23 protein-coding genes, 1 tRNA gene and 3 pseudogenes are annotated in these 24557 nt (G+C 38.7%); 13 read left to right on the top strand and 14 right to left on the bottom strand.

Features of this window, described 5'->3' with window-relative positions; all coding sequences use genetic code 11:
• The first annotated feature begins 4 nt into the window (after positions 1–4).
• From AC1DCD_RS00545 to AC1DCD_RS00575, 7 genes are all read left to right on the top strand, one after another.
• Positions 5–307, top strand: coding sequence for a hypothetical protein (locus AC1DCD_RS00545; protein WP_060933335.1), 303 nt, complete (start codon positions 5–7; stop codon positions 305–307).
• Positions 300–1568: a conjugative transposon protein TraM gene (gene traM / locus AC1DCD_RS00550; protein ID WP_464639692.1), complete on the top strand. Its 1269-nt coding sequence runs from the start codon at positions 300–302 to the stop codon at positions 1566–1568. Before AC1DCD_RS00545 ends, traM begins: the two co-directional genes overlap by 8 nt.
• 48 nt (positions 1569–1616) lie before the next feature.
• The gene (traN, locus tag AC1DCD_RS00555) at positions 1617–2567 is read left to right on the top strand and encodes a conjugative transposon protein TraN (RefSeq protein ID WP_008449126.1); all 951 of its coding nucleotides are present in this window, start codon (positions 1617–1619) and stop codon (positions 2565–2567) included.
• Positions 2561–3154, top strand: a complete 594-nt coding sequence (locus AC1DCD_RS00560; RefSeq protein ID WP_008449113.1) for a conjugal transfer protein TraO — start codon at positions 2561–2563, stop codon at positions 3152–3154. Before traN ends, AC1DCD_RS00560 begins: the two co-directional genes overlap by 7 nt.
• Before the next feature lie 12 nt (positions 3155–3166).
• Positions 3167–3652: a DUF3872 domain-containing protein gene (locus tag AC1DCD_RS00565; protein WP_008449119.1), complete on the top strand. Its 486-nt coding sequence runs from the start codon at positions 3167–3169 to the stop codon at positions 3650–3652.
• Positions 3639–4145: a glycoside hydrolase family protein gene (locus tag AC1DCD_RS00570; RefSeq protein ID WP_353585781.1), complete on the top strand. Its 507-nt coding sequence runs from the start codon at positions 3639–3641 to the stop codon at positions 4143–4145. The genes AC1DCD_RS00565 and AC1DCD_RS00570 overlap by 14 nt, the downstream gene beginning before the upstream one ends.
• 97 nt (positions 4146–4242) lie before the next feature.
• The gene (locus tag AC1DCD_RS00575) at positions 4243–5166 is read left to right on the top strand and encodes a bacteriophage abortive infection AbiH family protein (RefSeq protein WP_231551789.1); all 924 of its coding nucleotides are present in this window, start codon (positions 4243–4245) and stop codon (positions 5164–5166) included.
• A gap of 134 nt (positions 5167–5300) precedes the next feature.
• On the opposite strand, the gene AC1DCD_RS00580 is transcribed toward AC1DCD_RS00575, so the two are convergent.
• From AC1DCD_RS00580 to AC1DCD_RS00620, 9 genes are all read right to left on the bottom strand, one after another.
• Positions 5301–5513, bottom strand: a complete 213-nt coding sequence (locus AC1DCD_RS00580; protein ID WP_036857221.1) for a hypothetical protein — start codon at positions 5511–5513, stop codon at positions 5301–5303.
• A 10-nt stretch (positions 5514–5523) separates the two neighbouring features.
• Positions 5524–5778 carry a hypothetical protein gene (locus AC1DCD_RS00585; RefSeq protein WP_036857218.1) on the bottom strand — a complete coding sequence of 85 codons (255 nt, stop codon included), beginning with the start codon at positions 5776–5778 and terminating at the stop codon, positions 5524–5526.
• Between the two features lie 27 nt (positions 5779–5805).
• Positions 5806–7080, bottom strand: coding sequence for a PcfJ domain-containing protein (locus tag AC1DCD_RS00590; protein WP_008449106.1), 1275 nt, complete (start codon positions 7078–7080; stop codon positions 5806–5808).
• Between the two features lie 4 nt (positions 7081–7084).
• A complete protein-coding gene (locus tag AC1DCD_RS00595; protein ID WP_004348170.1) occupies positions 7085–7504 on the bottom strand; it encodes a PcfK-like family protein in 420 nt (139 codons plus the stop codon).
• Positions 7505–7526: 22 nt separating this feature from the next.
• The gene (locus AC1DCD_RS00600) at positions 7527–8195 is read right to left on the bottom strand and encodes a hypothetical protein (protein ID WP_316909154.1); all 669 of its coding nucleotides are present in this window, start codon (positions 8193–8195) and stop codon (positions 7527–7529) included.
• A 122-nt stretch (positions 8196–8317) separates the two neighbouring features.
• A complete protein-coding gene (locus tag AC1DCD_RS00605; protein ID WP_081452768.1) occupies positions 8318–8737 on the bottom strand; it encodes a hypothetical protein in 420 nt (139 codons plus the stop codon).
• 140 nt (positions 8738–8877) lie between these two features.
• Entirely contained in the window at positions 8878–9345 is a 468-nt protein-coding gene (locus tag AC1DCD_RS00610; protein ID WP_008449137.1) for a DUF1896 domain-containing protein, read from the bottom strand.
• Between the two features lie 25 nt (positions 9346–9370).
• Entirely contained in the window at positions 9371–10603 is a 1233-nt protein-coding gene (locus tag AC1DCD_RS00615) for a site-specific integrase (protein WP_060933338.1), read from the bottom strand.
• 312 nt (positions 10604–10915) lie between these two features.
• A tRNA-Ser gene (locus AC1DCD_RS00620) sits at positions 10916–11000 on the bottom strand.
• Between the two features lie 297 nt (positions 11001–11297).
• Here AC1DCD_RS00620 and AC1DCD_RS00625 point away from each other — a divergent pair.
• The 5 genes and pseudogenes from AC1DCD_RS00625 to AC1DCD_RS00645 all read left to right on the top strand — a co-directional run.
• Positions 11298–12210: pseudogene (locus AC1DCD_RS00625) on the top strand (IS30 family transposase).
• A 149-nt stretch (positions 12211–12359) separates the two neighbouring features.
• Positions 12360–12986, top strand: a complete 627-nt coding sequence (locus AC1DCD_RS00630; protein ID WP_353585775.1) for a TetR/AcrR family transcriptional regulator — start codon at positions 12360–12362, stop codon at positions 12984–12986.
• Positions 12979–13443: pseudogene (locus AC1DCD_RS00635) on the top strand (3-oxoacyl-ACP synthase); the annotation flags it as partial. The gene AC1DCD_RS00630 and the pseudogene AC1DCD_RS00635, both read left to right, overlap by 8 nt.
• A gap of 29 nt (positions 13444–13472) precedes the next feature.
• Positions 13473–15812: a hypothetical protein gene (locus AC1DCD_RS00640; protein WP_464643432.1), complete on the top strand. Its 2340-nt coding sequence runs from the start codon at positions 13473–13475 to the stop codon at positions 15810–15812.
• A gap of 299 nt (positions 15813–16111) precedes the next feature.
• Positions 16112–16186: pseudogene (locus tag AC1DCD_RS00645) on the top strand (transposase); the annotation flags it as partial.
• Between the two features lie 119 nt (positions 16187–16305).
• Here the strand turns inward: AC1DCD_RS00645 and AC1DCD_RS00650 are convergent.
• From AC1DCD_RS00650 to AC1DCD_RS00660, 3 genes are read right to left on the bottom strand one after another with little or no spacing between them, the layout of a single operon-like run.
• Positions 16306–17859, bottom strand: coding sequence for a peptide MFS transporter (locus AC1DCD_RS00650; protein WP_464639685.1), 1554 nt, complete (start codon positions 17857–17859; stop codon positions 16306–16308).
• 5 nt (positions 17860–17864) lie between these two features.
• On the bottom strand, positions 17865–18617 hold the full coding sequence (locus AC1DCD_RS00655) for a porin family protein (protein WP_464639683.1): 753 nt from the start codon (positions 18615–18617) through the stop codon (positions 17865–17867).
• Positions 18618–18650: 33 nt separating this feature from the next.
• Positions 18651–20027: an amino acid ABC transporter substrate-binding protein gene (locus AC1DCD_RS00660; RefSeq protein ID WP_353585770.1), complete on the bottom strand. Its 1377-nt coding sequence runs from the start codon at positions 20025–20027 to the stop codon at positions 18651–18653.
• Positions 20028–20302: 275 nt separating this feature from the next.
• Here AC1DCD_RS00660 and uvrA point away from each other — a divergent pair, with 275 nt between their 5' ends.
• Entirely contained in the window at positions 20303–23131 is a 2829-nt protein-coding gene (gene uvrA, locus AC1DCD_RS00665; protein ID WP_464639681.1) for an excinuclease ABC subunit UvrA, read from the top strand.
• 88 nt (positions 23132–23219) lie between these two features.
• Here the strand turns inward: uvrA and AC1DCD_RS00670 are convergent, their stop codons facing one another.
• Both AC1DCD_RS00670 and AC1DCD_RS00675 read right to left on the bottom strand, forming a co-directional pair.
• The gene (locus AC1DCD_RS00670; protein WP_464639679.1) at positions 23220–23906 is read right to left on the bottom strand and encodes a sigma-70 family RNA polymerase sigma factor; all 687 of its coding nucleotides are present in this window, start codon (positions 23904–23906) and stop codon (positions 23220–23222) included.
• Between the two features lie 16 nt (positions 23907–23922).
• Entirely contained in the window at positions 23923–24552 is a 630-nt protein-coding gene (locus AC1DCD_RS00675; RefSeq protein ID WP_008447571.1) for a DedA family protein, read from the bottom strand.
• Positions 24553–24557: the final 5 nt, after the last annotated feature.

Below are 24557 nucleotides of genomic sequence, written 5' to 3' on the forward strand. Positions count from 1 at the left end.
GGCTATGGCAAGAAAAGTAAACTATTTGCTCGCTCACCATTATCTGAGATTTCACCTGTGGCTCCGCCATTGGTGTGAAAGGCTCACGATAAGGCAGCGCAAGGCTATCGTCTATGGGCTGAGCTTCATCTATCTGCTCTGCTCGCTTTGGATGATAGCGCAGTTTTTCCTTCCTCCAAAGAAGGAGGAACTACCCATCCCCACGGGAAAGCTGACGGACAGTCTGATACGGATGGACAGCAATTTACAAGAGTTACACGGCAATTTTTACCTACAACATCATCAAACAATCAAAGAAAATGGATAATAAACAGAAAGAACAAATGAAAAAAGGCTTGGTCTTCGGAGGATTAGGACTGCTGTTTGCCCTCTCGATGTGGTTTATCTTCGCACCATCGGGCAAGGATAAGACTGCAGCGGAGCAGGGACTCAATGACAGTATCCCGCAGGCAACGACGGAAAAGCTCACCGAAAACAAGCTCAAAGCCTACGAATTAGGCGACAAGGCACACGAGGAAGAACAGACCCGTGAGGAGATGGGCAGGCTATCGGACTACTTTGCACAGAACACTGCTCTATCAGAGGAGCAGCGTGCAGAGACAGCTGCTTCTACGGCAAAGATAGAAAGCTCCATGCATCGCTATGAGGAGAATAATCGGCTCTTGAACTCCTTTTACGCTCCCGACCCACACGAGCAGGAACGTGAGGCTTTGCGTTCGGAGATAGACAACCTCAAAAAAGAGCTATCCCAAAAGGATAGTAGGGAGGACAATGAAGAGAAACGACAGCTTGCTCTGATGGAAAAGAGCTATCAGATGGCAGCGAAGTATCTCCCTAAAGCATCAACTCCACCTACCTTCAATAATAGTCTGACGGCAGGAAAGGAGAAGACGGAAGACACTGAAGGTGGCTCTGAAGCCGCTAAGGGCAAGACCATGCAGAATGAAAAGCCTGCAATGGAGGTGCTGCCGGAGCGTAGGCAGTTAGTATCTTCACTTGACCAACCTATGAGCGATGTGTATTTTATGGAGGAATACGGCAAAAAGGCTCGCAACTTGGGTTTCCATTCGCTAACAAGTACGGCTGCACCCACGATGCGCAACACGCTCAAAGTGGTGGTGGACAGAACGACCACGCTCAAGGAGGGCGACAATGTGGTGCTTCGTCTGCTTGAAAGTGCCAAGGTGCAGGGACTGCGCATTCCACGTCAAAGCCGACTCATAGCCATTGCTAAGATTGAGGGCAACCGTATGCACCTGCTCATTAAGAGTATTGAGGTTGGTGGGCATATCATAGCCGTCAAGCTCTCGGCATACGACACAGACGGACAGGAGGGTGTGTATATACCTGGTTCGGAGGACATCAATGCACTTAAAGAAGTCGGGGCGAACATCGGCGGTTCTATGGGGACCTCCTTTACCTTCGCTTCCTCTGCTAAGGACCAGATTATCTCCGAGGCAGCTCGTGGGGTGATGCAGGGAGCAAGTCAGCTGCTTCAGAAGAAGCTGCGCACCATCAAGGTAACACTCAAAGGTGGCTACCGCCTTTTCTTGGTTCAGTCCAAATGAAACAATCGAAAATGATAAGTAAAAAATAACATCAAATCAATAGCAACAATGAAGAAAATTATTTTATCAATGGCTATGCTTGCCATGGTGGGAGCAACAGCCACAGCACAGGAAAACAATGATGGTCTGACACCAAGCCGTCCGCTTACTTCGGGAGAGCTCTTTCAAGGTATGAGCCGTGCCATTCCAACGGGGCGTGTCGTTCTGCCGTATGGTCTTGACGTTACCTTTGACAAGACCGTGCATCTTATCTTCCCTTCTGCCATCCGCTATGTAGACTTAGGTTCGCAGAACATCATTGCAGGTAAAGCGGAGGATGCAGAGAACGTGCTACGTGTAAAGGCTTCAGTGAAGGACTTTGAGACGGAAACCAACATGAGCGTGATTTGTGAAGACGGCTCATTTTACGCTTTTAATGTAAAATATGCCGATGAGCCGGAGAAGCTCAGCATAGAGATGAAGGATTTTCTCTCTACAACAGAAGGTAGACTGCCAAGCAACCGCTCTGACATTTACTTTAAGGAACTTGGCAACGAGTCGCCCATATTAGTAAAGCTGATGATGCAGACTATCTATCAGAACGACAAGCGTACCATCAAGCATATCGGTGCACAGCAGTTCGGTATGAAGTTCCTGCTTCGTGGCTTGTACGCCCATAACGGCTTGCTGTATTTCCACATTCGTATGGAAAACGGCACGAATATGCCGTACTCAGTGGACTTCATCACGTTCAAGGTGGTTGATAAGAAGGTGGCAAAGCGTACCGCCATACAAGAGCAGGTGATGCAGCCGCTTCGTGCCTATCATCAGGTGATGCAGGTGCGTGGCATGGGTAGTGAACACACTGTGTTTGCGCTCGAACAGTTCTCTCTTGCAGAAGACAAGCAGCTTGAAGTGACGCTCTATGAAAGAAATGGCGGTCGTATGCTGACTTTTTATGTAACGGCAGAGGACCTGCAGATAGCAAAGAAGATTGATAACCTCAAACTGAAATGGTAGACATTATGAAGAAGAAAATCATTTTATCGGTTTGTGCAGCGGTGGCAATGGCTTTTAGTCTGCCGTCGCACGCCCAACGGCTGATACCCAAACAGAAAGGGATAGAAGTCATGGGCAGCGTTCCCCTTGTCAAAGGAGAAAAGTTCTTTGCCAAGGATAACTTCGGTGTTAGTGTATCACTTACCCGTTACTTGAAACGAGAGAACTACTCCTTTGTAAGAGTTGAGTATGAACAGCAGAATATGCCGTATAGGGATTATGGCATAAAACTCAAAGATGCGCTTTTGCAGGTAGGCTATATGCACCCTGTTCTCTCCGACAGAGGTAAGAACGTGTTTCTCTATGGTGGCATATCCGTATTAGGTGGTTATGAGGAAATCAACGAGGATCAGAAGCTGCTGCCCGATGGAGCAACACTACTTGACCGCTCACGCTTCGTCTATGGCGGTGCCGTGTATGGCTCGTTGGAAGTATTCCTTACGGACAGGGTTCTCTTTCTTGTAAAGGCGCAGGGACGCTTCCTCTTTGGAACGGACGTGCATCGTTTCCGTCCTGCGCTATCAGCAGGACTTAGGTTTAATATTTAATAGAAAAGAAACATGAAAAAGAAGATATTAAGTTCGATATGGGTAATGGGCGTACTTGCCCTTGCCGTGTTTTGTCTATCTGCTTGTGATAGGAATTTGGATGTTCAGCAGTCTTATCCGTTTATGGTGGAAACAATGCCGGTTCAGAAAGGCATCATAAAGGGACAGACGGCAGAGATACGCTGCACGCTCAAGCGAGGGGGCGACTTTGCTGACACACGCTACACCATCCGATACTTCCAGCCCGACGGCAAGGGAACACTGAAAATGGATGATAGAATAGTATTCAAGCCCAACGACCGCTATCCGCTCACAAAGGACGTCTTCCGTCTGTACTACACCTCGCTGTCCACCGACCGCCAGACGATTGACGTGTACGTGGAGGACAGTTTCGGTCAGATGCAGCAACTGACTTTCAGTTTCAACAATGAAAAGGCGGAGGAAAAGGGAAAGACCACCGCAGTAGTAACCAAAGCTTTGAACGATGCGAACAGCTAAACGCTTTGCTTTATTCTGTATAATGTGCTTGCTCTGTCAGCCGATCCTTGCCCAGTGCAGGGTACGGTTGGCAGACTTACCTCCTTTTGAGCGCGCCGTATCGGTCGTGAAATACTTCGAGGGACTACACAGAGAGAGTTGCTATCCGTATGTCGGATATGGGCATCAGTTGCAACCGGGCGAGCATTTCTCTTCCAATATGACGGAACGGCAGGCGGACTCCCTGCTCCGTGCCGACCTTTGGAAATGCTTTGAACACTTCAAAGGATATGGCAAGGATGCCTTGCTGCTTACCTTGCTTGCCTATAATGTGGGTGTGGGAAGGTTGCTCGGATATGGTAAGCACCCCAAGAGCCGATTGCTGAAAAAGATAGAGGCAGGGGACAGAAACATCTATCCGGAGTATGTCTCGTTCTGCCGATACAAGGGTAAGATCTTGAAAGGATTGGTTAAACGGAGACAAGTGGAGTATGCCTTGTTCTTTATCCCTTGATTTTCCAATCAATCTTCCTTGTCTGTTTAATCAACTTGCGAGTGAGTTCTATTCTATTCCCGTTTTTTCGTATTTGTCACTATGAATGAGTAAATTTGTGAAAATTTTAATTAATGAGAAAATGGCTACACTTCATATAATTGGCAATGGCTTTGACATTCATCATGGCATAGCTTCTTTGTATAGTAATTTTAGAGAATATGCATGGAGACATTCTGGCTTAGATGGGTATTGGATAGGGTTGTTAGAAACTTGTTATCCAACGAGGAATAAAGAAAATGGAGAGCTAGAACTATGGTGTGATCTTGAACGTGCTTTAGGGAATATTGATTTTCAGAATGCATTTGATGAATCGACAGAAGATATTGAATTAGAGGAAGACCATGAAATGCGGTTTCAAGCTCAGATGGAGGATGCCCCCAAACACCACATAGAAATGATGTTCGAGGCTTTCCATGGTATATTTGAAGAGTGGGTTAATCAAATAGATATAGATGCTCAGCCTGTAGTATTGCCACATTTTGACAGAAATGGCATGTTTCTATCTTTCAACTATACCGAAACATTGGAGACTCTTTACAGAATTCCAAAAGCACAAATCAATTATATACATGGAAGGCGAAACTGTAATCAAAGATTAGTTGTTGGGCATATGAACAACCTTAATGGAAATGATTTCCTTTCAGAAGATCCAATGATTTATGAATATGAGGCATACGATAATATTGCTGAAGTCGTAAATGAGCAGCAGAAAAATATTTCTGAAATAATTTGCAACAATGCTAAGTACTGGAGCAGTTTAACCAATATAGATAAAATCGTCATTTACGGACACTCTTTATCTGATATTGATTTAGACTATTTTATAGAGATAGCTAATCATGTCACTTCAGATGCTCATTGGTTCTTTTCCATTTATTATAATAATCCACAAGAGCGTGACAAAGAAATTTTGAGAGTTAAAAACTTTATCTCGAAGTTAAAGCTTGATGTTTCAAATTGCCAAACGTTTACTCTGTAATTAAACCTATAATGCAATTCTTGCGACTTTCTTTTGCTTCTTTGCTTTGGTCGCCTGCTCGTTCAAAGACAAAGAAAAGAAGCCACGCAAATTTTCGGTTTGCGTGGCTCTTGGTCTTATTCAAGATGCTGTTTCTATACCTTCGTTATTCTGTCTATTCGCTTGTTTGGGTGTCTGTCAAATGCCCAGTTTATCTCATCATCGGGCAGGGTGCTGTGAATACTTCCACCCATGACCAACCCACAATCTTGCAGGACTTTTTGCCGTGCATCTTCCTTGCTCTCTGCAACAACATCGAATACGCCATCGAAAACATATTGCGTATATACCAAAAATCTCTGTTTCATCTTCGCAATCTTAAAATTCAACCTTTAATAATCTGTGTTCCTTTGGCTCTCCATTGGATAATCTGCGGTGTTTAAGCCTAAAGTGATGTGTGCCATAGCCGTATGCAAAGAACTTATCAAGTTCTGTTTCTTCGGCTATTTTGTTGATAGTCGACCTTAACTCCTCTTTGTTGTCGGATAGGGTTATCGCATTGATAACCCGAACAAGAATGGGAGGTATCTCATCCGACCAATTAAAAATGACGTTCTCTATCTCTGTTTTCATATCTCTGATAATTTAATGATTTATACTTTATGCCGTTGCCTTCATTCGTTGGCTGATTAGCCTGCGGTTGGCATTGACAAGGTTCACTATCTGTTCGTGATACTCCGTATTCTTGTTGCACACTCCACGACTTTGTACCACTTCCAAAGTTCGTAATGATACTTCTATTGTTTCTATCCGCTTGCCCTCAATGGTTGCCGATAGGATTAGTGAGTCCTCTTTAAGATAATATTCGTTGGAGAATACGCAATGATGCATTGATACACCTTCTTCCAAATGTTCCTGCACGCTCTCCAATACGTGGACTTGGATAGTGCCGTCCGTGAAATGGATACCGAAAAATTTGGATTTAAGTTCTTTGAAACGTTTTTCATCTTCCATTGCCTTCTTTTGCTTCTGTTCTATTTCTTCCCTTTCACGCACTTTGAGAAGTTCATTGTGTCTGCGGTCGTGTTCGCCTTTGAGGTTGGTGGGACAAAGAAACTTCGGGCTGTGTATGTCCTTGTTCAATCTGCGGAGCATATCCACATAGTCGCACCAAAGGGAAATATCCGTTATATCGTAGCCGTTACGGACTGCAATCTTATAGGACTGCCAATACTCGTCAAACGCTCTTCTTTTGCCAAGGAAATAGCGTAGGTGGTCTGTACGTCCCGACTTCATCAATGTTTCGGCACGGCTGTCAGAAAGCAATGCAGGAATGAGTGTTGTCGGGGGTATTTCGTGAAAATCATCCTTGAAACCATTTCTGCGGAGTGTGTCTGATACCTTGAACTTCGGATATATCTGCGAATAGGCTGCATATCGGTAGGCTTCGTTGTCGTTGCGGATTGCCATAGGTGCGCAATAGGAGAATGTATCAACGTATCTACCCAATACTCTCTGAACGGCAACAATCGTCTTTCGTCCTTGTGCGTTCCACCAATACTGACCGATTTCAAGCACATAGTGTCCTGCCTTGCAACCTTTCTCCATTTCAGCCACGAGGAGGAACATCCGCAACACTTGGTATTCTCCGCAAGCGGTAAGTGTTGTGAAATAGTGCTTCTGCTGCAATTTCCTTTGGAATGTTTCCTTGACCTGCAACTTTGCCCTGCAATGAGGGCAAGTGCAAGTTTCTCTATGTTTGTTCATTATCCAACTATGCCCACAATCCATACAAGTGGTGCGACCTTTTGGCAAGCGGTAGGCTAAGTGGTCTATGCACTCACGGAATGCCCACTTACTTTGTGTCTTGGTTATCGGGCATAGGTGCTTGCTTTGTTCAAAAACTGCCTTTTCAAATTTGTTTCTTGGTTTCATAGACTTAAAAATCGAATAGTGATGGTTGTACTTGGGTTGCTATGTTCTCGGTCTTTTTAACTCGTGCGTTACGGCTCTGTATCTTGGCAAGTTCCTCACGCTGATATTGCTTAATGGCTTCCTGCCTTGCTTCGGCTTTTTCTTCCTCTGTGAGTTCTACAATGTGATTAACGGCTACTTGGCAGGAAACAGCCTTGCCGACTTCTATATCGTCCTCATCATAGTAGTGAACAGCCATAGAGAAGATTTCATCATCATCAAAGCCGTTGCAACCGCTTTTCTGCACTTCATTAAGAATGTAGGTGATGCACTCCTCGATATTCTTGTTCGGTTTCATCAAGTTAGGGGCAAACAAGGGGTCTGTCATAGCACGCTGATTAAGATACTCGGCTATTGTCCGTGTGAAATGTTCTGTTCCTTTCATTGTCGTATATGTTTTGATGTTGTTAATACTTGGAAATTTCTACTATTTGATTGATACGCCCATATAGGTAGGCTCTTAGGCTTGTTCTGTCGGGTGCGTAATACTCTGTCCATTGTCCGTACTGATTGACAAGGTATTTCTTCAGTACATCAAAGAAGTCAAAGCGATAGCCTTGTAGGGGAACGGCTGTACGGAAATAGGTGTTTGAGTTTACCGCCTCACATAGCCAATTCTTTTCCTCACGGCTCATACACTCGCCACTATTGAGTTTCACACGCAGGAGATATACTTTGCTGTTACAAAGGCTCTCCAAAGGGGGAATGTCCCATTGTACAAACTTAATTGCCAACACTTGCTCACTTTTTTCAGCCACAGGGTTAATGCGGTAATGAGAGGAGGAGCTATATCCTTTTCTGTTCATCGAAGATGTTGTATTTACTTTTTGCTTATCCATAGCGACATTTTTTTTATGCGTCCAAAGATCGGAGTATGCTGATTCCTTTTTGTAGCAAAATAGAGGTAGCGGGGCGGGCTTGCACAAGGTTTTGTCGGAAAATACTACCCGTAGGTGTGGAGATTTTCCAGACAAACCAAGCGGCACAGACCTTTTGAAAGCCACAAGCCCCATACTACCTTTGCGGATAAAAAGGGAACAGCATCCGTCTTCTTCATTTCGCATATTATGGAGCATTGGAAAGGAAGCGAAAGTGCAACGCCCATAGTGGGAAATAGAAAAGGTGGCTATCTCGAAATGTGAGATAACCACCTGATGAACGATAAATGAAAGTGTTTACAGATTCATCGTCGTGCTTCTCAAAGCACGTAAAGCAGGATGGCACAGACAATCGCCAGCCAGAAGAGAATGCTCAGCAACGTAAATGCCACTTTCAGAATTACCCTGACTATAAAGCGTAGTATCAGAAAACCTGCAATAACTGACACGACAGTTACGACCTGTGGCGTTACTATCTTCGAGATAAGCCAAATGGCACCGATAACGATGGAAAGCAGGAAGCCTAGTTCGATGAAGCGTGTCCAACCGAAGCGGCGGACTTGCTTGGGAGAAGTCGGCTGCTGCTTGTTCTTATCGGTTTTGTTCGATGCGTCTGCCTTGATGAAGGCAGGTGTGTGAACGATTTCGTTAAGCCGTGAGGACAATGGAAGCTCGCTTCTATTGTCTCGGCGAGAAATCGCACTTTTAAGAACGTCTTGATTCATGATGATTGTATTCATAATCGGAGCTTTTAATAGTTTCAAGAGCACCGGCAAGATGCTCTAACGACCCAAAGACAAGTGTTTGTAAAACTCTTGGCGTGTGGAGTGGAGCGTTTATCTTGGCTCTTGACACTACAAAAGCTCCAGATGGTGCTACATCAAGTCATGTTCTCACCGCCTATCGTTGGCAGACCATTGACCTCAATGAGCAGAACGATTGTTCCTGTCAATTCGGTGTAGAGTTTCTCATACTCTGGTGTTGCGCCAAAGTCGTCTGTCAGTTCATACTTGTCGAAAACGCTTTGCACAGCCTTATTCTTCAGAAGCATTGGTGTTAGTCTTTCAGGAAGAGGAGAAGGGAGTTCTTTCTCGAACTCATTCTCTAAGATAGAGACAAGCGTGTCGTACTTGGAAAAGTGCAAACCTTGGTATAAGACTTCACTTGCCATTGTCTCAGCTTCGGGATGCGAGAAGCCTTGTGCCACTGCATCGCAGTAGGTAGTAAGGGATTCGTCAGCTCTTGCCGTTATGAATGGTTTGTCACTTAGCATTTCGGGGAAATGCTCACTGAGGTAGTTCTCTAACTTCAAACGGAAGTAGGAAAGCTCTTTCTTTGTTGTTGTCATAATCTTCTTGGTTTAGGGTTGTACATTATTTTGAGTTGATGCCCATAGCAACATTGAACTTATCTAACTTGCCAGCCAGCTGTTCCATATCGTCTTCTATCTTCTTATTGGTAATACGGGCATAAATTTGTGTAGTTTTAATGTTGGTATGTCCCAACATCTTCGACACACTTTCCATAGGAACACCCTTGCTTAGCGACATGGTTGCAAACGTATGTCGGGCAAGATGGAAGGTCAGATTCTTCTTGATGCCACAAATGTCGGCAATTTCTTTCAAATATGCGTTGGTTTTCTGATTCGTTAGGATGGGAAATAGTTTGCCGTCCCGATAGGTCTTATGACTGTACTTGGCAATGATACTCTTGGGAATGTCAAGAAGTAACACATTTGTTTCCACGCTTGTTTTCTGCCTCTTGGTCATAATCCACAGCTTATCATCGAGCGTTACGATGTTGTCTGGTGTAAGGTTGGATACGTCGATATATGCCAGACCTGTGAAGCATGAAAAGATGAAAACATCCCTTACTAACTCCAAGCGTTGAATAGCAATTTCCTTGTTGGCTATCTTCATAATCTCCTCATCCGTGAGAAAACCTCGATTGACAGGCTCCAAGTGAAAACGATGATTGAGGAATGGGTCGTGAAGAAGATAGCCACGCTTTTGCGCATAGATGGTCACGGTTTTCAGTGCCTTCAATTTCTTGACTGATGTGTTATAGGCACACCCAGCCGCCGTACTCAGGTACAGTTCAAAGTCCTGTACTATAGATGGCGTGAACTCTGCCAGTCCAATATCTTTCTTCCCATACTTATAGATAAGGAATTCTGCGAAATGCCTTCTTAAAACGCTGTACTTTTGCAGGCTGTCCTTGCTGATGGTATGTCCGACACGCTGTCTGACATCTTCGTTGAACTTGTCGAATATCGGGAGAAAGGTCGTGTACTCCCTGTCTTTCCCGACAAAGAATGAGCGGATTTTATCCAATGACAAGGATTCATCATCCTCGAATTTGTGGTAAATGTTATTCAGCATTGTGGAAATGGAGTCCAATGCGGCATTAGCGGATAAGGCTTCTGCCGTCCGACCTTTGAGCCTGCTGGTAGTGTTATTCCACAGTGACTTGTCCACGAATATTTTCGTAGATCCGAAATTAGCCATCTCTCCGTTAAGGAATACTCGGAGCATTACAGGCGACTTTCCTTCTTTGTTCTCATAGTTTGAGCGTAGGTAGAAGGATACCTTGAAATTTGTTCTCATAATGCATCATTCTTTTATGTAGCACTCGGCTGCAAAGTTAATACTTAATACGTTGAAAAAGAAAGAGTTGATGCCGTCAATATGGTATTCAGAATACCGTCACTGCTACATTTTTTGCTACTGCAATTTTTGTGTAGCAGTTTATGTAGCAGAAATTGACCGAATGATGATTGTCAAAACATAGGGTTATGCCGTCAGGCGATAGAGGTATATACAAAGAAAAATCGTTGTAAAACCTTGATTTTACAACGATTAGCAAATTTTTGAAGGCTAAATTGACAACCCTTGTGAAGTCCTTTTGAAGCCTATTAGCGGAGAGAGAGGGATTCGAACCCCCGGTGCCTTTCAGCACGGCAGTTTTCAAGACTGCTGTAATCGACCACTCTACCATCTCTCCTAAAATGATATTTTAACCGAAAACTTATTTTTAGTAAGCGAGTGCAAAGTTAAAGTTTTTTTTTGATAAAACAAAAAAAAACAGTTTTTTTTTTTAATTGATTTCAATTGTAGATTAAATCAGTGAGACGTAAGTTCAATTAAAAGATTCAACTTTTGGAAATAAACAAAAGGAGTGAAAAAGATAATTTTTCAGAGAAAAGAGGGGGTGTTCCCCTCTCTCTCCGATGGAAAGTTTTAGTATCTTTGTAGTCCCTTCCAAAAGTTATAAAAGATGACATAACTCACCAAAGAACAAATGTACACAATTTCAGTGATGCACAAGCAAGGTTTTCAGCAAAAAAGATAGCTGCGATCATAAACAAGGACGAATCGGTTGTAAGTAGCGAACTTGAGCGCAATCGCAACAAACATGGTGCGTATAGTTACTCTCATGCACATATGCTGGCAGACATTCGTAAAGAGCGTCTACGCAAGCCCCGCACCTTTACAGGTGAGGTGAAGAACCGCGTTAGCTGGTACATGCGACAATGCCAGTGGTCTCCGGAACAGATAGTTGGCTATTGCAAGCTCAAAGGCTACAACATGGTTTCCATTGAAAGAATTTACCAATACATTCGAGAAGACAAACTAAGCGGGGAGACTTATACAAGAACTGCCGTCATTAGTTGAAGTGCCGCAAGCGCCCAGTTGGAAAACACGTGCCCATCAAAGACCGAACCAGCATAGAGGAGCGGCCGCCTGAAGCAGACGGAACAAGGCATGGAGATTGGGAAATGAACTTGATCATCGGAGCAGACAACAAGGGGCCATGGTTACACTGGTTGAGCGCAGCATGGGGTTCACCATGATAAGGAAACTTGAGAAAGGCAAGGATGCCAAAGGCGTTTCCCAAGCCGTATACCTCATGTTGTTGCCTTACAAGCATAACGTAAAAACAATAACCACGGATAACGGACAGGAATTCGCAGACCACAAGTGGTTGGAAAAAGCGCTAGATACGAAGATATATTTTGCGCATCCCTACTGCTCTTGGGAAAAAGGGCTCATTGAGGTATACTAACAAACTCTATAGGCAATACATTCCCCAAAAGAGTGGTTTCAAGTATTTTAAGGATAATCAAATCAAAGAATATCAATATAAAATAAATGCCAGACCAAGAAAAAAGTTGGGATTCAGAACGCCACTTGAGACCTTTTACTTAAATTAGCAAACGTAGTTGCATTTTGAAGTTGAATCTACGGAAAAAGAAAATTCGCCCAAGATTTGGTAGTTTGCTTTGTATTTCATACCTTTGTTTCAGAGTTCACTCAGTAGTCGGTTTGTTTTCTAATAAGAGTAGAACATATATAGGTTGATATGGCAAGAAAATCAAGTAAGGAGAATATACTAAAAGAAGCATTTAGGCTTTTCATTTTAAAGGGATATGACAGAGTTAGTATTGCCGAAATTGAGAATGCTGCAAATGTTTCAAGAGGATTAGTGTTTTACTACTTCAAGAGTAAAGAGGATATGTTCAAAAGTGTGGGAGACATGTTCTTCTTCAATCATATCTCTTCTTCAAATGAGGGATCTCAATCAAAGTATTCCATTTCAGAAACACCTCTGAGAGACTTTATAGTAGAACAACTTTGTGCTATTAAGGACAGGATGGACTCCCTAAGTCAAATAAACAAAGGAGAGGCGAAGCATTTTCACTTCTATCGATTTATTCTTGAGCTCAAAGCTTTATATCCAAGTTTTGAAGATGAAATGAAAGCCTATGAGGAAAGAGAGTCCTCTTGTTGGATAAATATTATCGAATTGGCTAAATCCAAAAAGGAGATATCGTCAAGTGAAACAAGTGAAGATATAGCTTCTTTGTTTAGACATATTTATATAGGTCTTTCGTTTAAAGACGCATTATTTTCAGGCTTAGATATTGAGCAACTGGACAAACTTTGGAATACTCTATACTCACAAATCAACACATATAGAGATGGATAGGAAAGTTTATATAAATCGGATTGCCTCTTTTTTGCCCAATTCTCCTATTTCTAATGACGAAATGGAAGAATACATAGGACTGATTGGGGGAAATAAATCTCGAATAAAATCAATCGTACTTCGCCAAAATGAAATTCAACAGAGATATTATGCTCTAGGCAAGAACAGCAGACTTACCCATACAAATGCCCAACTAGCAAAAGAAGCTATTGTCAAGCTATTTGATAATGGTCAATTACCTCGAAACGTAGGGCTGTTGGCGTGCGGAACGAGTACCCCTGATCAGTTGCTCCCATCGCACGCTTCTATGGTGCATGGAGAGTTGGGGAACTTCCCGATGGAGGTGTTCTATTCTGCAGGTGTATGTCTGATCTCATTACAAGCTCTGAAGATTTGCTATAGCAATATCCTCGCAGGGTTGCACGACAATGCCGTTTGTTCAGCTTCCGAACTGACTCCCAAGTGTAATAAATGGAATTTGATATTATGAATACAGGAATAAAAAATAAGTACCAACTACTACATTTACTAGTACTTTCAATTGTACTATTCAATGTATCTTTTCCCTCCTATGCTCAAGAAATAGTTCGAGGTAAAATACTCTCAGATACAGAAGAGAACCTTCCGTATGTATCAGTAGTGATGCTGTCGAGTCAAGATAGCACCCTTCTTACTCACTCTGTATCTGATTCTTTGGGCTTATTCTCGTTGCAATTAAACAAAGTTCCCCATAAGTTTATTTTGCGCGTAACTTACATTGGTTATTATCCTTATGAGGCGGAATTCTCTGAAAAAGAAGTAGGGAATATTAAACTAAGAACCAACTCGCAGTTACTTGGAGAAGTTGTTGTAAGTCCAAGTGAGGTGAATAGGTTCTCATCTCACGAAAGTTATCGGTTTAACCCTATGAAGATGAAAAATTATTCTACATTCTTAGAGGCTCTTTCTCTCATACCGTCATTAACAGTAACGGGATGGCGAACACTTACAGCTTCAGATGGAGGTTCAGTACTTATTTTACTTAATGGAGTTAAGGTTGAAGAAAAAGATTTGTTAGTCATTGACAAGGGAGACATCTCTAAAGTAGATGTTTATAGAAATCCTCCTGCACGTTTTATTTCGATGGGAGCGAGTATGGTTATCAACGTTATCACAAAAAAGGACATACAAGGAGGTAATATATTTGTGGATTTGACAGATGCAGTCACCAGAATAGATGGCACTAATATTTTCTCCACAGCTTACAATGTTAATAAGTGGCGTTTTTCTACGACTTATGATAATGTACTCAGTCGTAGCATATATCGTCAGGATGAAAAGCTCGTATACAACTATGAAAATAAAATATATAGCAAAGAAAAAATTGGAATGGAGTCTCCATGGGGGAAAAAACAACATAATTTTCAGTTTGGGGTAATGAAAATGTGGGGTAATAATCTTCAGCTTAATGCCACTGGGAAACTATCTCTATATGATGAATTTTCAAACTATCAACAAAAGGTTATTTCCTCTGAAGTAGATATTCTAAAAGCTAACTCGCCCAGCCATATAAAGTGGCAGTCTTACGCTTGGGATGTGTACATAGCCAAGAAGTTTGGTAAAAAAAGAGAGCTATTATTTGATTTTAGCGGAGACCTTTATAAATCTCAGCTCAACTCATCTTACATTGAGGAGAAATTGACAGGGGAAAAGTTCTTTGACGAATATTCTAAAGTGTATGGTCTCAAGAAAAGCATCACTGCAGACCTGCAATATAGTCATTTCTTCGAAAAAGCAACATTAAAGTTCGGCATTCGAGATAATTTCAGCACAAACGATCAAGAACTCCATATCGGAGAGTTTGCTATGCCTCGAAAATCTTTTTCCTCGATTAATATATTGAATATTTATTCAGATGCCTCAATCTCCATAGGGAAATGGCAACTGTATGGTAGTTTAGGATTACAGCAAGTGAATTTTCGCAATCCAAAGCATAATCAATCCTTCTCCTTCTTTACATTTAAGCCCAATGCTAGAGTTTATTATACCCCAAGTAAGAGAATTTGGCTTTTTGCTTTTTATCACATAGATAATATCTCTCCAAGTATTTCAATGCTGACGGAAACTCCTATTTACAAAGATTATAAATATGTTTTTGTCGGTAATGCCGAGCTCAAGCCCTATCTCAAGCATAGGTTTACGGCTGGAGGGAATTTCCATAATAACTATCTTACTACATCTATTAATTTAAGCTATTCTTTTGCCAAAGGGGCTATCCTCCCATTTTTTGAAAAGCGAGAAAGCTACATCGCAGAAACATACAAGAATCTGAATTCTCTTGCAGACTTTCTTGTCGCTTGGCAAATAAAATACATGCCACTTGGTAACCCAAAACTTAGTTTTAGTTCTTGGGGAAATTACGTACTTGGTCATATTCAGAACGAAGGTAATAAATGGGATAATAACTATTTACGCTATTTCTTTCAGATTGATTATAACATCAAGAACTGGCACACTATGCTAATGTATCAATCTGCAAGTAACTATATGCAAGGCTTGTGGTTGATCAAGGCTCCTAAAGCAACGGTGGCAGAAGTTAGTTATAAAACGAATTTTGGGTTGAATATAGGTATTGGTGGCAAATATTTATTCGTTAAGGAGTATAGGAGTGGGCAAAAAACTCATCCAGGAGCTATATTGCAGATGGATAGGTGGAACATATCAAATCAAACAGCTAATACGATATACTTGAAGTTATCCTACAACTTTAGTTTTGGGAAAAAAATAGACATAGCTCGTCAGAAGATTAATAACACTCACTTTGACACAGGGCTTTTGACCAAGTAAAAATATGGAGTTCAATAAAAATGAGAATATTGAGGCAACAGGATGCAATGGACTGTGGTTTAGCGTGTCTTTTAACTATATTATACATTATAAAAAAATCCTGACTATGATGAATTATGAACACTCTGCAATCTTGAGAAAAGTGCTGTCTCCCTTCTGGGCATCAGTAAAGCTGCTGAGAAAATAGGTTTCAAGATTGTCGGTGGTCGTCTCAGTTTTGAAACGGGTACTGTCCTATAAAAGTGTGTAAGCCCATATTTGTATTATCTTTGTATTTGAAATATAAAATAATATAAGAAATGGAACTTACACAATTACAAATTTCGGAAATTATTTCTAATTACACAAGTAGTAGTGAGGGTTTTGTAACTCTTTGGGATAAAAAAAATAATTGCACAACAAAGTATAAAAATAATTAAAGCATCCAATATTTGTCTCTTTCATACTGACAAATATTGGATGCTTATGTTATAATTATAGATAAAGTTATTTTTTAAGAATTAGTAACTCTTTCTAACCATTTTACCATGCTAAACATGATAGTCATGGAAATTACACATACAATAGCAAAAACTAACCAACATTGCCATAATGGCCATTTATTATACATTAAAGGTCCGATCCATAATAGTAGATTACCTAATGCTGTAGCACCAAGCCATAAACCTTGACATATACCTTGTAAATGTTTTGGCGCAATTTTACTTACAAAACTTAATCCAAGTGGAGATATAAATAGTTCAGCTACTGTAAGAAAGAAATATGTAACAACAAGTAGCCAAGGACCAGCTTTCATGGCGTTACTTATTTCTGGAGAAAGTTTTAGAAAGTTTTCAGCAGAAGGATATTTTTGTATTATAGAATATATCATTAAAAACACGAATGCAAGACCTGCTATACCCATACCATATACTATCTTGCGTGGTGTCGAAATAGGTTTCCCTATTTTAGTGAAATAAGCAAATATCCACATGATAATTGGTGTTAAGAATACGACGAAGAAAGGGTTTACAGCTTGCATAATCTCTGGAGCTATAGTCTTATTGTAAACAAAGTCGCGAGCAAACAAAGAAAGACTTTGTCCATTCTGATGAAAAGAGAACCAAAAGAATACGCTAATAGCTAATACTGCAATCAAAGCATACATACGTTGTTTTATTTCCTTGCCCATAGCTGTTTTTTCTTCTGCAGTATATTCGATAGTATGAGTAACTTTTTTCTTAACCGGCATAGGCATCATGTGTTTTGAAAGCATAAAGATAGCTAAAGATACTCCCATCATTAATACACTAACTATAAAACTATAGTGAACACCAGTATTGAAAACATCTAAGTATTTAGGACAAAATGTTGCTAAATCGGAAGCATTACCACCTACAGCAGTTACAAGTTCTCTTAAATTGTTTAGATCGGAGCCAATATTCCCTTCTATAAATTTATGACATAAAGCAGGTAGATTAGGACTATACTCTAATCCGTTTTGGTGTAGCCACCAGCTACGAAGCACTGGTGCGACAAAAGGAGCAATTAAGGAACCTATGTTAATAAAAACATAAAATATTTGAAATCCTGCATCACGTTGCCCTTGTGCCCATTTGAGTTTTTCGGGATTATTTTTAGCAATGTCTGATTCAAAGTTATCATACATCTGACCAACAATAGCTTGTAAGTTACCTTTAAACAATCCATTTCCTATAGCTATTACAGCTAAGGCTATACATGTAAAGACTAATAGCCATGTGTTATTTTGTGGCGTAGCTAAGATAGGTATAGAAAGAGCCACATAACCAATTGCCATTAGTATAATACCAGTTTGAATAGTTCGTTGATAATTTTGTGTACGGTCGGCAATCCAACCACCAGGTAGGCTCATTACATAAATACCTGCTAAGAAGACTGCGGCAATAGCTCCTGCTTTCCCATCAGATAATCCGAACTTAGAACAAAGAAAAAGTATGAGTACTGCGTTCATGATGTAGTATCCAAAACGCTCACCCATGTTACTTAATGCGGCCTGTAAAAGACCTTTAGGATGATTTTTAAACATAAATATTATTGGGGTTTAGTTAAATCAAATAAATATGTAGCTTTAATAATGATATTATTTAAATTAGACTTTCCAAAGTAATCTTTTTTTGTATTTGCATAAATATTTCCTAAGCCATAGTAATAGCGTGCTTCTATGATAAAATGTCCAATATTTTTTTTACTATATTCAATACCTATACCAGCAGCAATTCCATAATCTAATTTATTTTCTACAGGCATTTTCTCTTGCGCTATTATATTACTTGAACGGCCTGTTCCATCTTTAGAAAGATTAGGTTGAATAAAATTTTTATTGATTGATTCATTTAGAAAATAGCCTATTTGAGGACCAGCTTTGAAAAAGAAGTTAATACCATCTTGTTCTTTTCCCCATGCAAGATGTGCCATGATGGGGATTTGAATATAGTTGATAGTACGCTTATAAGATTCAGCTTTGCCATTGCTATTAATTACAGGTTGGTTATTAGATGTTAGAATATCTTCGGTCCAGCCAAGTTTAGCATAGTTTATTTCTCCGTAAATAGAGCATATAGTATTAAAATATTTTTCACAAATATATCTCAAACTAAGTCCACTTGTATAACCTAAGTACATCTTTTGATTTACTTTTGGGCTGAATCCTATATTAGAAGCTATATAGCCACCATTTATACCTAAGGAAAAAACGCTACGATGTTCACCTACTTGTGCGTAAGATGTTGTAAAAGTAAGAAGAGAAAAGATAGTAAAAAATAATATTTTTTTGTGAAATGTCATATAAAAAATGTGAGTGTAGTAAATAAATTATTGTTAGTAAACTATACTTTCTAAGGTTTGGTCACTTTTGAAATGTATTAATTGAAAGAACTTATTACGATAGCCTCCTTGCCCTATTTTCTCAAAATCGAAGCGATTTTGTAGTGATTTGTATTTTATACTTGAGGCTTGCCCTTTAAAATTAGATCCTAATTTTTTATATCCTCTCACAAAGAATTGAATTTGATCGTACCCATTAATGGCTATGCGAGGAATATATATATTATTTATAGGCTCGCCATAAGTGTTAAAATAAATCTTTTCGAAAGCCTTTGTCTTATCAGAATTTTTATTATAATAGTAAGTGGAAGGTATATATGTATTATATTTGAAGAATGAAGCGAGGTCATAATCTTGATACATAAACCACTGATTATAACCATATAAAGAGATAGCAATGCCGGGATTAGTCTTTGTTAGTATATTTAATTTTGCAAGAACAGCATTTAGTTGAGGACTTTTTTCTGAATTAATTATAACGACATTGGGCATCGATTTACTGAAATGCTTAGCAAAGTTAGTATCAGAAGAGTTTATATTAGTAAGGTCGTAACTTATTTTTTCTAATTCTAATTGTTTTCTTAAAATATTAGTAAATGAGCCAACCTTACTATTTTTATCATTACAATCGATGAAAACAGGGTGATGTGATTTGTGAAATCGTTCTAAAAAAGCGGCAATAGCTTTAGTAGTTTGTAAGTTGTCATTTTCATATACTTGAAAAAGATTACTATTCTCAGCAACTTCATTACCATTAATGGAAAAAGGAACTACCATTTTTATGCCTTTGTCTTTACAAAAATTGGATAAAGCTTTTACTTGATTAGAATATAAAGGTCCAAAGATAATATTCATCTCAGATATATTTTTATCCTGTAAGATTTTATCAATATCAGCATCTATAGGTACGTTCCAAGCATGAACATCTGTAGAATAGCCTTCTTTTTTGAGATCATTAAAGGCAAGAAGCATACCACGATAAAACTCTACCATGCGTTTACCATCGCCATCATTATTATGTAGTGGCAAGAGCACACCTATTTTAATAACATTTGCTTTTGCATTTACAGTTTTAATAGGGATAATATTAGCCTTGTTTTTTTCTAAAATGTTTTGTGTGTTTTTATCTCCAGATTTAGAAAAAGGAACAAAGAGCCATATTCCTTTTTTAAGTTCGTATCCTGGAACTTTCATTTCAGGATTAGCGTCAATTAAATCTTGAATACTGATATTATATGTTTTTGCAATGCCAAATATAGTTTCATGTTTACCTACTTGGTGCATATTTTTCCATTTAGTAGTTTGAGCATTACTAAATGTGCAAACGAGTGCCAACAAGATTGTTAGTAAATATTTAAAATAATGATTCATAATAAAACCTCATTCTTTAGTCTTTTGGCTACAAAGATAAGAAAAACTATTTAGCTCTTATATTATAGAAGAACTATTTTTTGTAATTTTGTACAATTATATAAATAAAAGAGGCATAAAATCTTATTACAAATAGATTTTGTTTAGTTATCTTATATCTTACCAAACATAGTTTTACTTAGTTAGAGCGATAATAAATTGTATGATTAAAATTAAAAGTTCTATTTGTACAGGTGCTTAGATATATATAAAATAAAGGAGATTAAAAGAAAACAATGAATGAAAAAATAGAAGTTTTAGGTGCGCGCGTGCATAACCTGAAGGATGTAGATGTAATAATACCACGAAACTCACTAACCGTATTAACAGGATTGTCTGGATCAGGAAAAAGTTCACTTGCTTTTGACACTATATTTGCAGAAGGACAGCGTAGATATATAGAAACATTTTCAGCGTATGCACGCAATTTTCTTGGTAATTTAGAACGTCCAGATGTAGATAATATTATAGGTTTGTCGCCTGTAATAGCTATAGAGCAAAAAACGACTAATAAGAATCCGCGTTCGACAGTAGGCACTACTACAGAAATTTATGATTATTTACGTTTGTTATTTGCACGTGCAGGAGAGGCTTTTTCATATATTAGTGGAGAAAAGATGGTGAAATACACAGAGGAAAAAGTTATAGATATGATAATTAACCACTATTCTGATAAGAAGATATTTATTCTCGCTCCACTTGTTAGAAATCGTAAAGGTCATTATAGAGAGCTGTTTGAACAAATGCGCCGTAAAGGGTATCTTTATGTTCGAGTAGATGGAGAGGTGTTAGAAATAACACGTGGAATGAAAGTAGACCGTTATAAGAACCATAACATAGAGGTAGTTGTTGATAAAATGGATCTCAGCGGAATGTGTACAAACACATTACATGAACGATTAGAAAAAACAATTTCTATTGCAATGAAGCAAGGTGATGGTCTAATTATGATTTTAAATAAAGAGACGAATGAGGCTAAATTCTTTTCTAAAAGGTTAATGGATCCTGTTACTGGTATAGCTTATAAAAATCCAGCACCTAATATTTTCTCATTTAATTCTCCTGAAGGCGCATGTCCTTGTTGTAAAGGTTTAGGATATGTTAATGAAATAGATATTAAAAAGGTAATACCTAATAGAGAGTTAAGTATATACGAAGGAGCTATTATCCCATTAGGGAGATATAAGAGGCAAATGATATTTTGGCAGATAGAAGCAATATTAAGAAAGTTCGGTTATACATTAAAAACAGCGGTTAAAGATATTTCTAAAGAGTGCTTAGATGAAATATTAAATGGGTCTATAGAGAAGATAAAAATAGCAAAAGAAATAGTTCTGACTTCATCGGATTATTTTGTTGAATTTGATGGGGTAATAAAATATTTGCGAGCAGTTATTGAAGCTGAAGATTCTTTAGTAGGGAAAAAATGGTCAGATCAGTTTATCTCGGAGATAGAATGTCCAGAGTGCAAAGGACAGCGTCTTAATAGAGAAGCATTATCATATAGGCTTTGGAATAGTAATATTGCAACATTAGCAAATAAGGATATAGTAGACTTAAAAAACTGGGTAGAGCATATAGAAGAACATCTTAATGAAAAGCAAAAAAGCATTGCTACAGAAATAATTAAAGAGATAGGTAAACGCATTGACTTTTTATTAGATGTAGGCTTAGATTATCTCTCGCTTAATCGTCAAAGTGGTTCGCTCTCAGGTGGGGAAAGTCAGCGCATTCGTTTAGCAACACAGATAGGATCACAACTTGTTAATGTGCTTTATATACTTGATGAGCCATCTATAGGATTACATCAAAGAGATAATGAAAGGTTAATACATTCTTTAAAAGAATTAAGGGATCTTGGTAATACTGTTATTGTAGTGGAGCATGATGAAGACATGATGCGGGCAGCAGACTGGATTATTGATATAGGTCCAAAAGCAGGGCGTAAAGGAGGGGAGGTAGTTTTTCAAGGAACACCAGCAGAAATGTTTAAAACGCATACCTTAACTGCTCAATACTTAAATGGCGAAAGAAGGCTGTCTATACCAAAAGAGCGCAGAAAAGGGAATGGAAAAACAATAAAACTCATAGGTTGTAGAGGAAATAATTTGAAAAAAGTAGACTTAGAATTGCCTTTAGGAAAACTTGTTGTAGTGAGTGGCGTGTCAGGGTCAGGAAAGAGTACTCTTATTAATGAAACATTACAACCTATTCTTTCACATCATTTTTATCGCTCTTTAAAAAAGCCTATGCCGTATGATAAAATAGAGGGAATAGATAATATAGATAAAGTGGTAGACGTAGATCAGAGCCCTATAGGACGCACTCCGCGTTCAAATCCTGCAACTTATACAGGCGTGTTTGGGGATATTCGTCAGCTTTTTGTAGGACTTCCTGAAGCAAAAATACGTGGATATAAAGCAGGACGATTTTCTTTTAATGTGAAAGGTGGACGTTGTGAAGCATGTGGAGGTAATGGATACAAAACAATAGAAATGAATTTCTTACCTGATGTAATAGTACCTTGTGAGAAATGTCATGGTAAACGTTATAATCGCGAAACATTAGAAGTGCGTTTTAAAGGAAAATCAATAGCAGATGTCTTAGATATGACTGTAAACACTGCAGTAGATTTTTTTGAAAGTGTTCCGCAAATATTACCTAAAGTAAAAACATTGCAAGATGTAGGATTAGGATATATTAAGCTTGGACAAAGTTCTACAACTCTCTCAGGAGGAGAGAGTCAGCGTGTAAAACTTGCAACAGAATTATCAAAACGTGATACAGGCAATACACTTTATATTCTTGATGAGCCTACTACGGGTTTGCATTTTGAAGATATCCGCATATTAATGGAAGTTCTACAGACACTTGTAGATAAGGGGAATACAGTACTTATTATAGAACATAACCTTGATGTTATAAAGATGGCGGATTATGTTATAGATATGGGACCTGAAGGGGGAAAATGTGGAGGACGTATACTTTCACAAGGAACTCCTGAGGAGGTTATAAAAAGTATAAAAGGATATACGCCAAGTTTTTTGGCAAAGCTGTTTAAATAAGATTAATATTTATATGTAATATATATATGTTATAAAGAAAGTTTTATATGACGTGTAATAGTAAAGTGTAGAATTATCTATTTTTTAGTTATCGCATTTTACGATATAGTTTTCGTAGAGCTGTGTTGCGAATTTGTCTAACACGTTCACGTTTTAAGCCTAAAGAGGTGGCTACTTCTGCCATTGTTAATGACGTACCATTTATTCCATACAATTGTGTTATTACAGCTTTTTCACGTTCGTTTAAGCAATTTATACTTTGCATTAGTATAGTATTTAGTATATTGCTATTTACACTGTCGTCTGTGTCTTTGTTGTTATTATTTGGAATAAGGTTTTGTAAAGTAAGTTTATTATTACTTCCTATAGGTATTGGCTGGTCTAAGGAAACAGGTTTTGCACGTTTTTTTTCAAAAAGTTTATTTTCTTTTTTAGGTACTTTATATAATGTGGTTTGCTCCTTTATAGATTTCTCAATTGCTTTGCGGATATATGGCGCAGCAAATTTGACAAAACGTATTCCTTTAGATCCATCAAATTTTTGTGCAGCATACATCATTCCTATATTCCCTTCACTAATTAAGTCGTCTTCATCTAAACCTTGTTCTTTGTATTGGTGTGCAATGGATACTACAAAAGTAAGATTAGCTTTAGTTAGTTTTTCTAAAGCCTTAGCATCACCTATCTTTATGCGATTTGATAGTTGAACTTCTTCTTCGTCTGATAGGAGATTTTCACCTATAATGTCTCCTATATATTTTTCATTTACAGCCATTTTTATGTTTAAAGTATTATTTTGATTTGCGATGCTTTATATACCATTTTATAGTAATATATAATAATGCCGCTATTACTAATATTAAGATGACTATTTTGATATATTCGCCATATTCTTCTATTTTGTTATTTAGTTGGTTTTCTGGAACAAAGCTGTGCATATAATAGCCTAAAGCAGCTAAGATGCTATGCCAAATAGCCGCTCCGATGATGGTATATAATAAAAATTTCCAATATGACATCTTAGCAAGTCCTGCAGGAATAGAAATTAGATGTCTGATTCCGGGTACGAGGCGTCCTGTAATAGTGGCTACCATACCATGAGTATCAAAATATTTCTCACTTTTTTCTACTTTATTTTGAGTTAGAAGGCAAGCACGTCCCCACTTGCTATTCGCAAATTTATAGATAATGGGTCGTCCAAGGTAGTATCCTGCAAGGTAGTTGATACTTGCCCCTATGGCTGCCCCTAAGGTTGAAAAGAGAATAACTAACCATACATTAAGATTGCCATTAGCTGCGTGGTAGGCAGCAGGAGCTACTACTAATTCAGATGGTACAGGTATGACAGTACTTTCTAATAACATTAATAAAAAGATATATCCATAATTAAGTTGAGAAAGTAGCGAAGATATAAATCCCATAATAG

Source organism: Prevotella sp. C0209C1, from assembly GCF_056583855.1.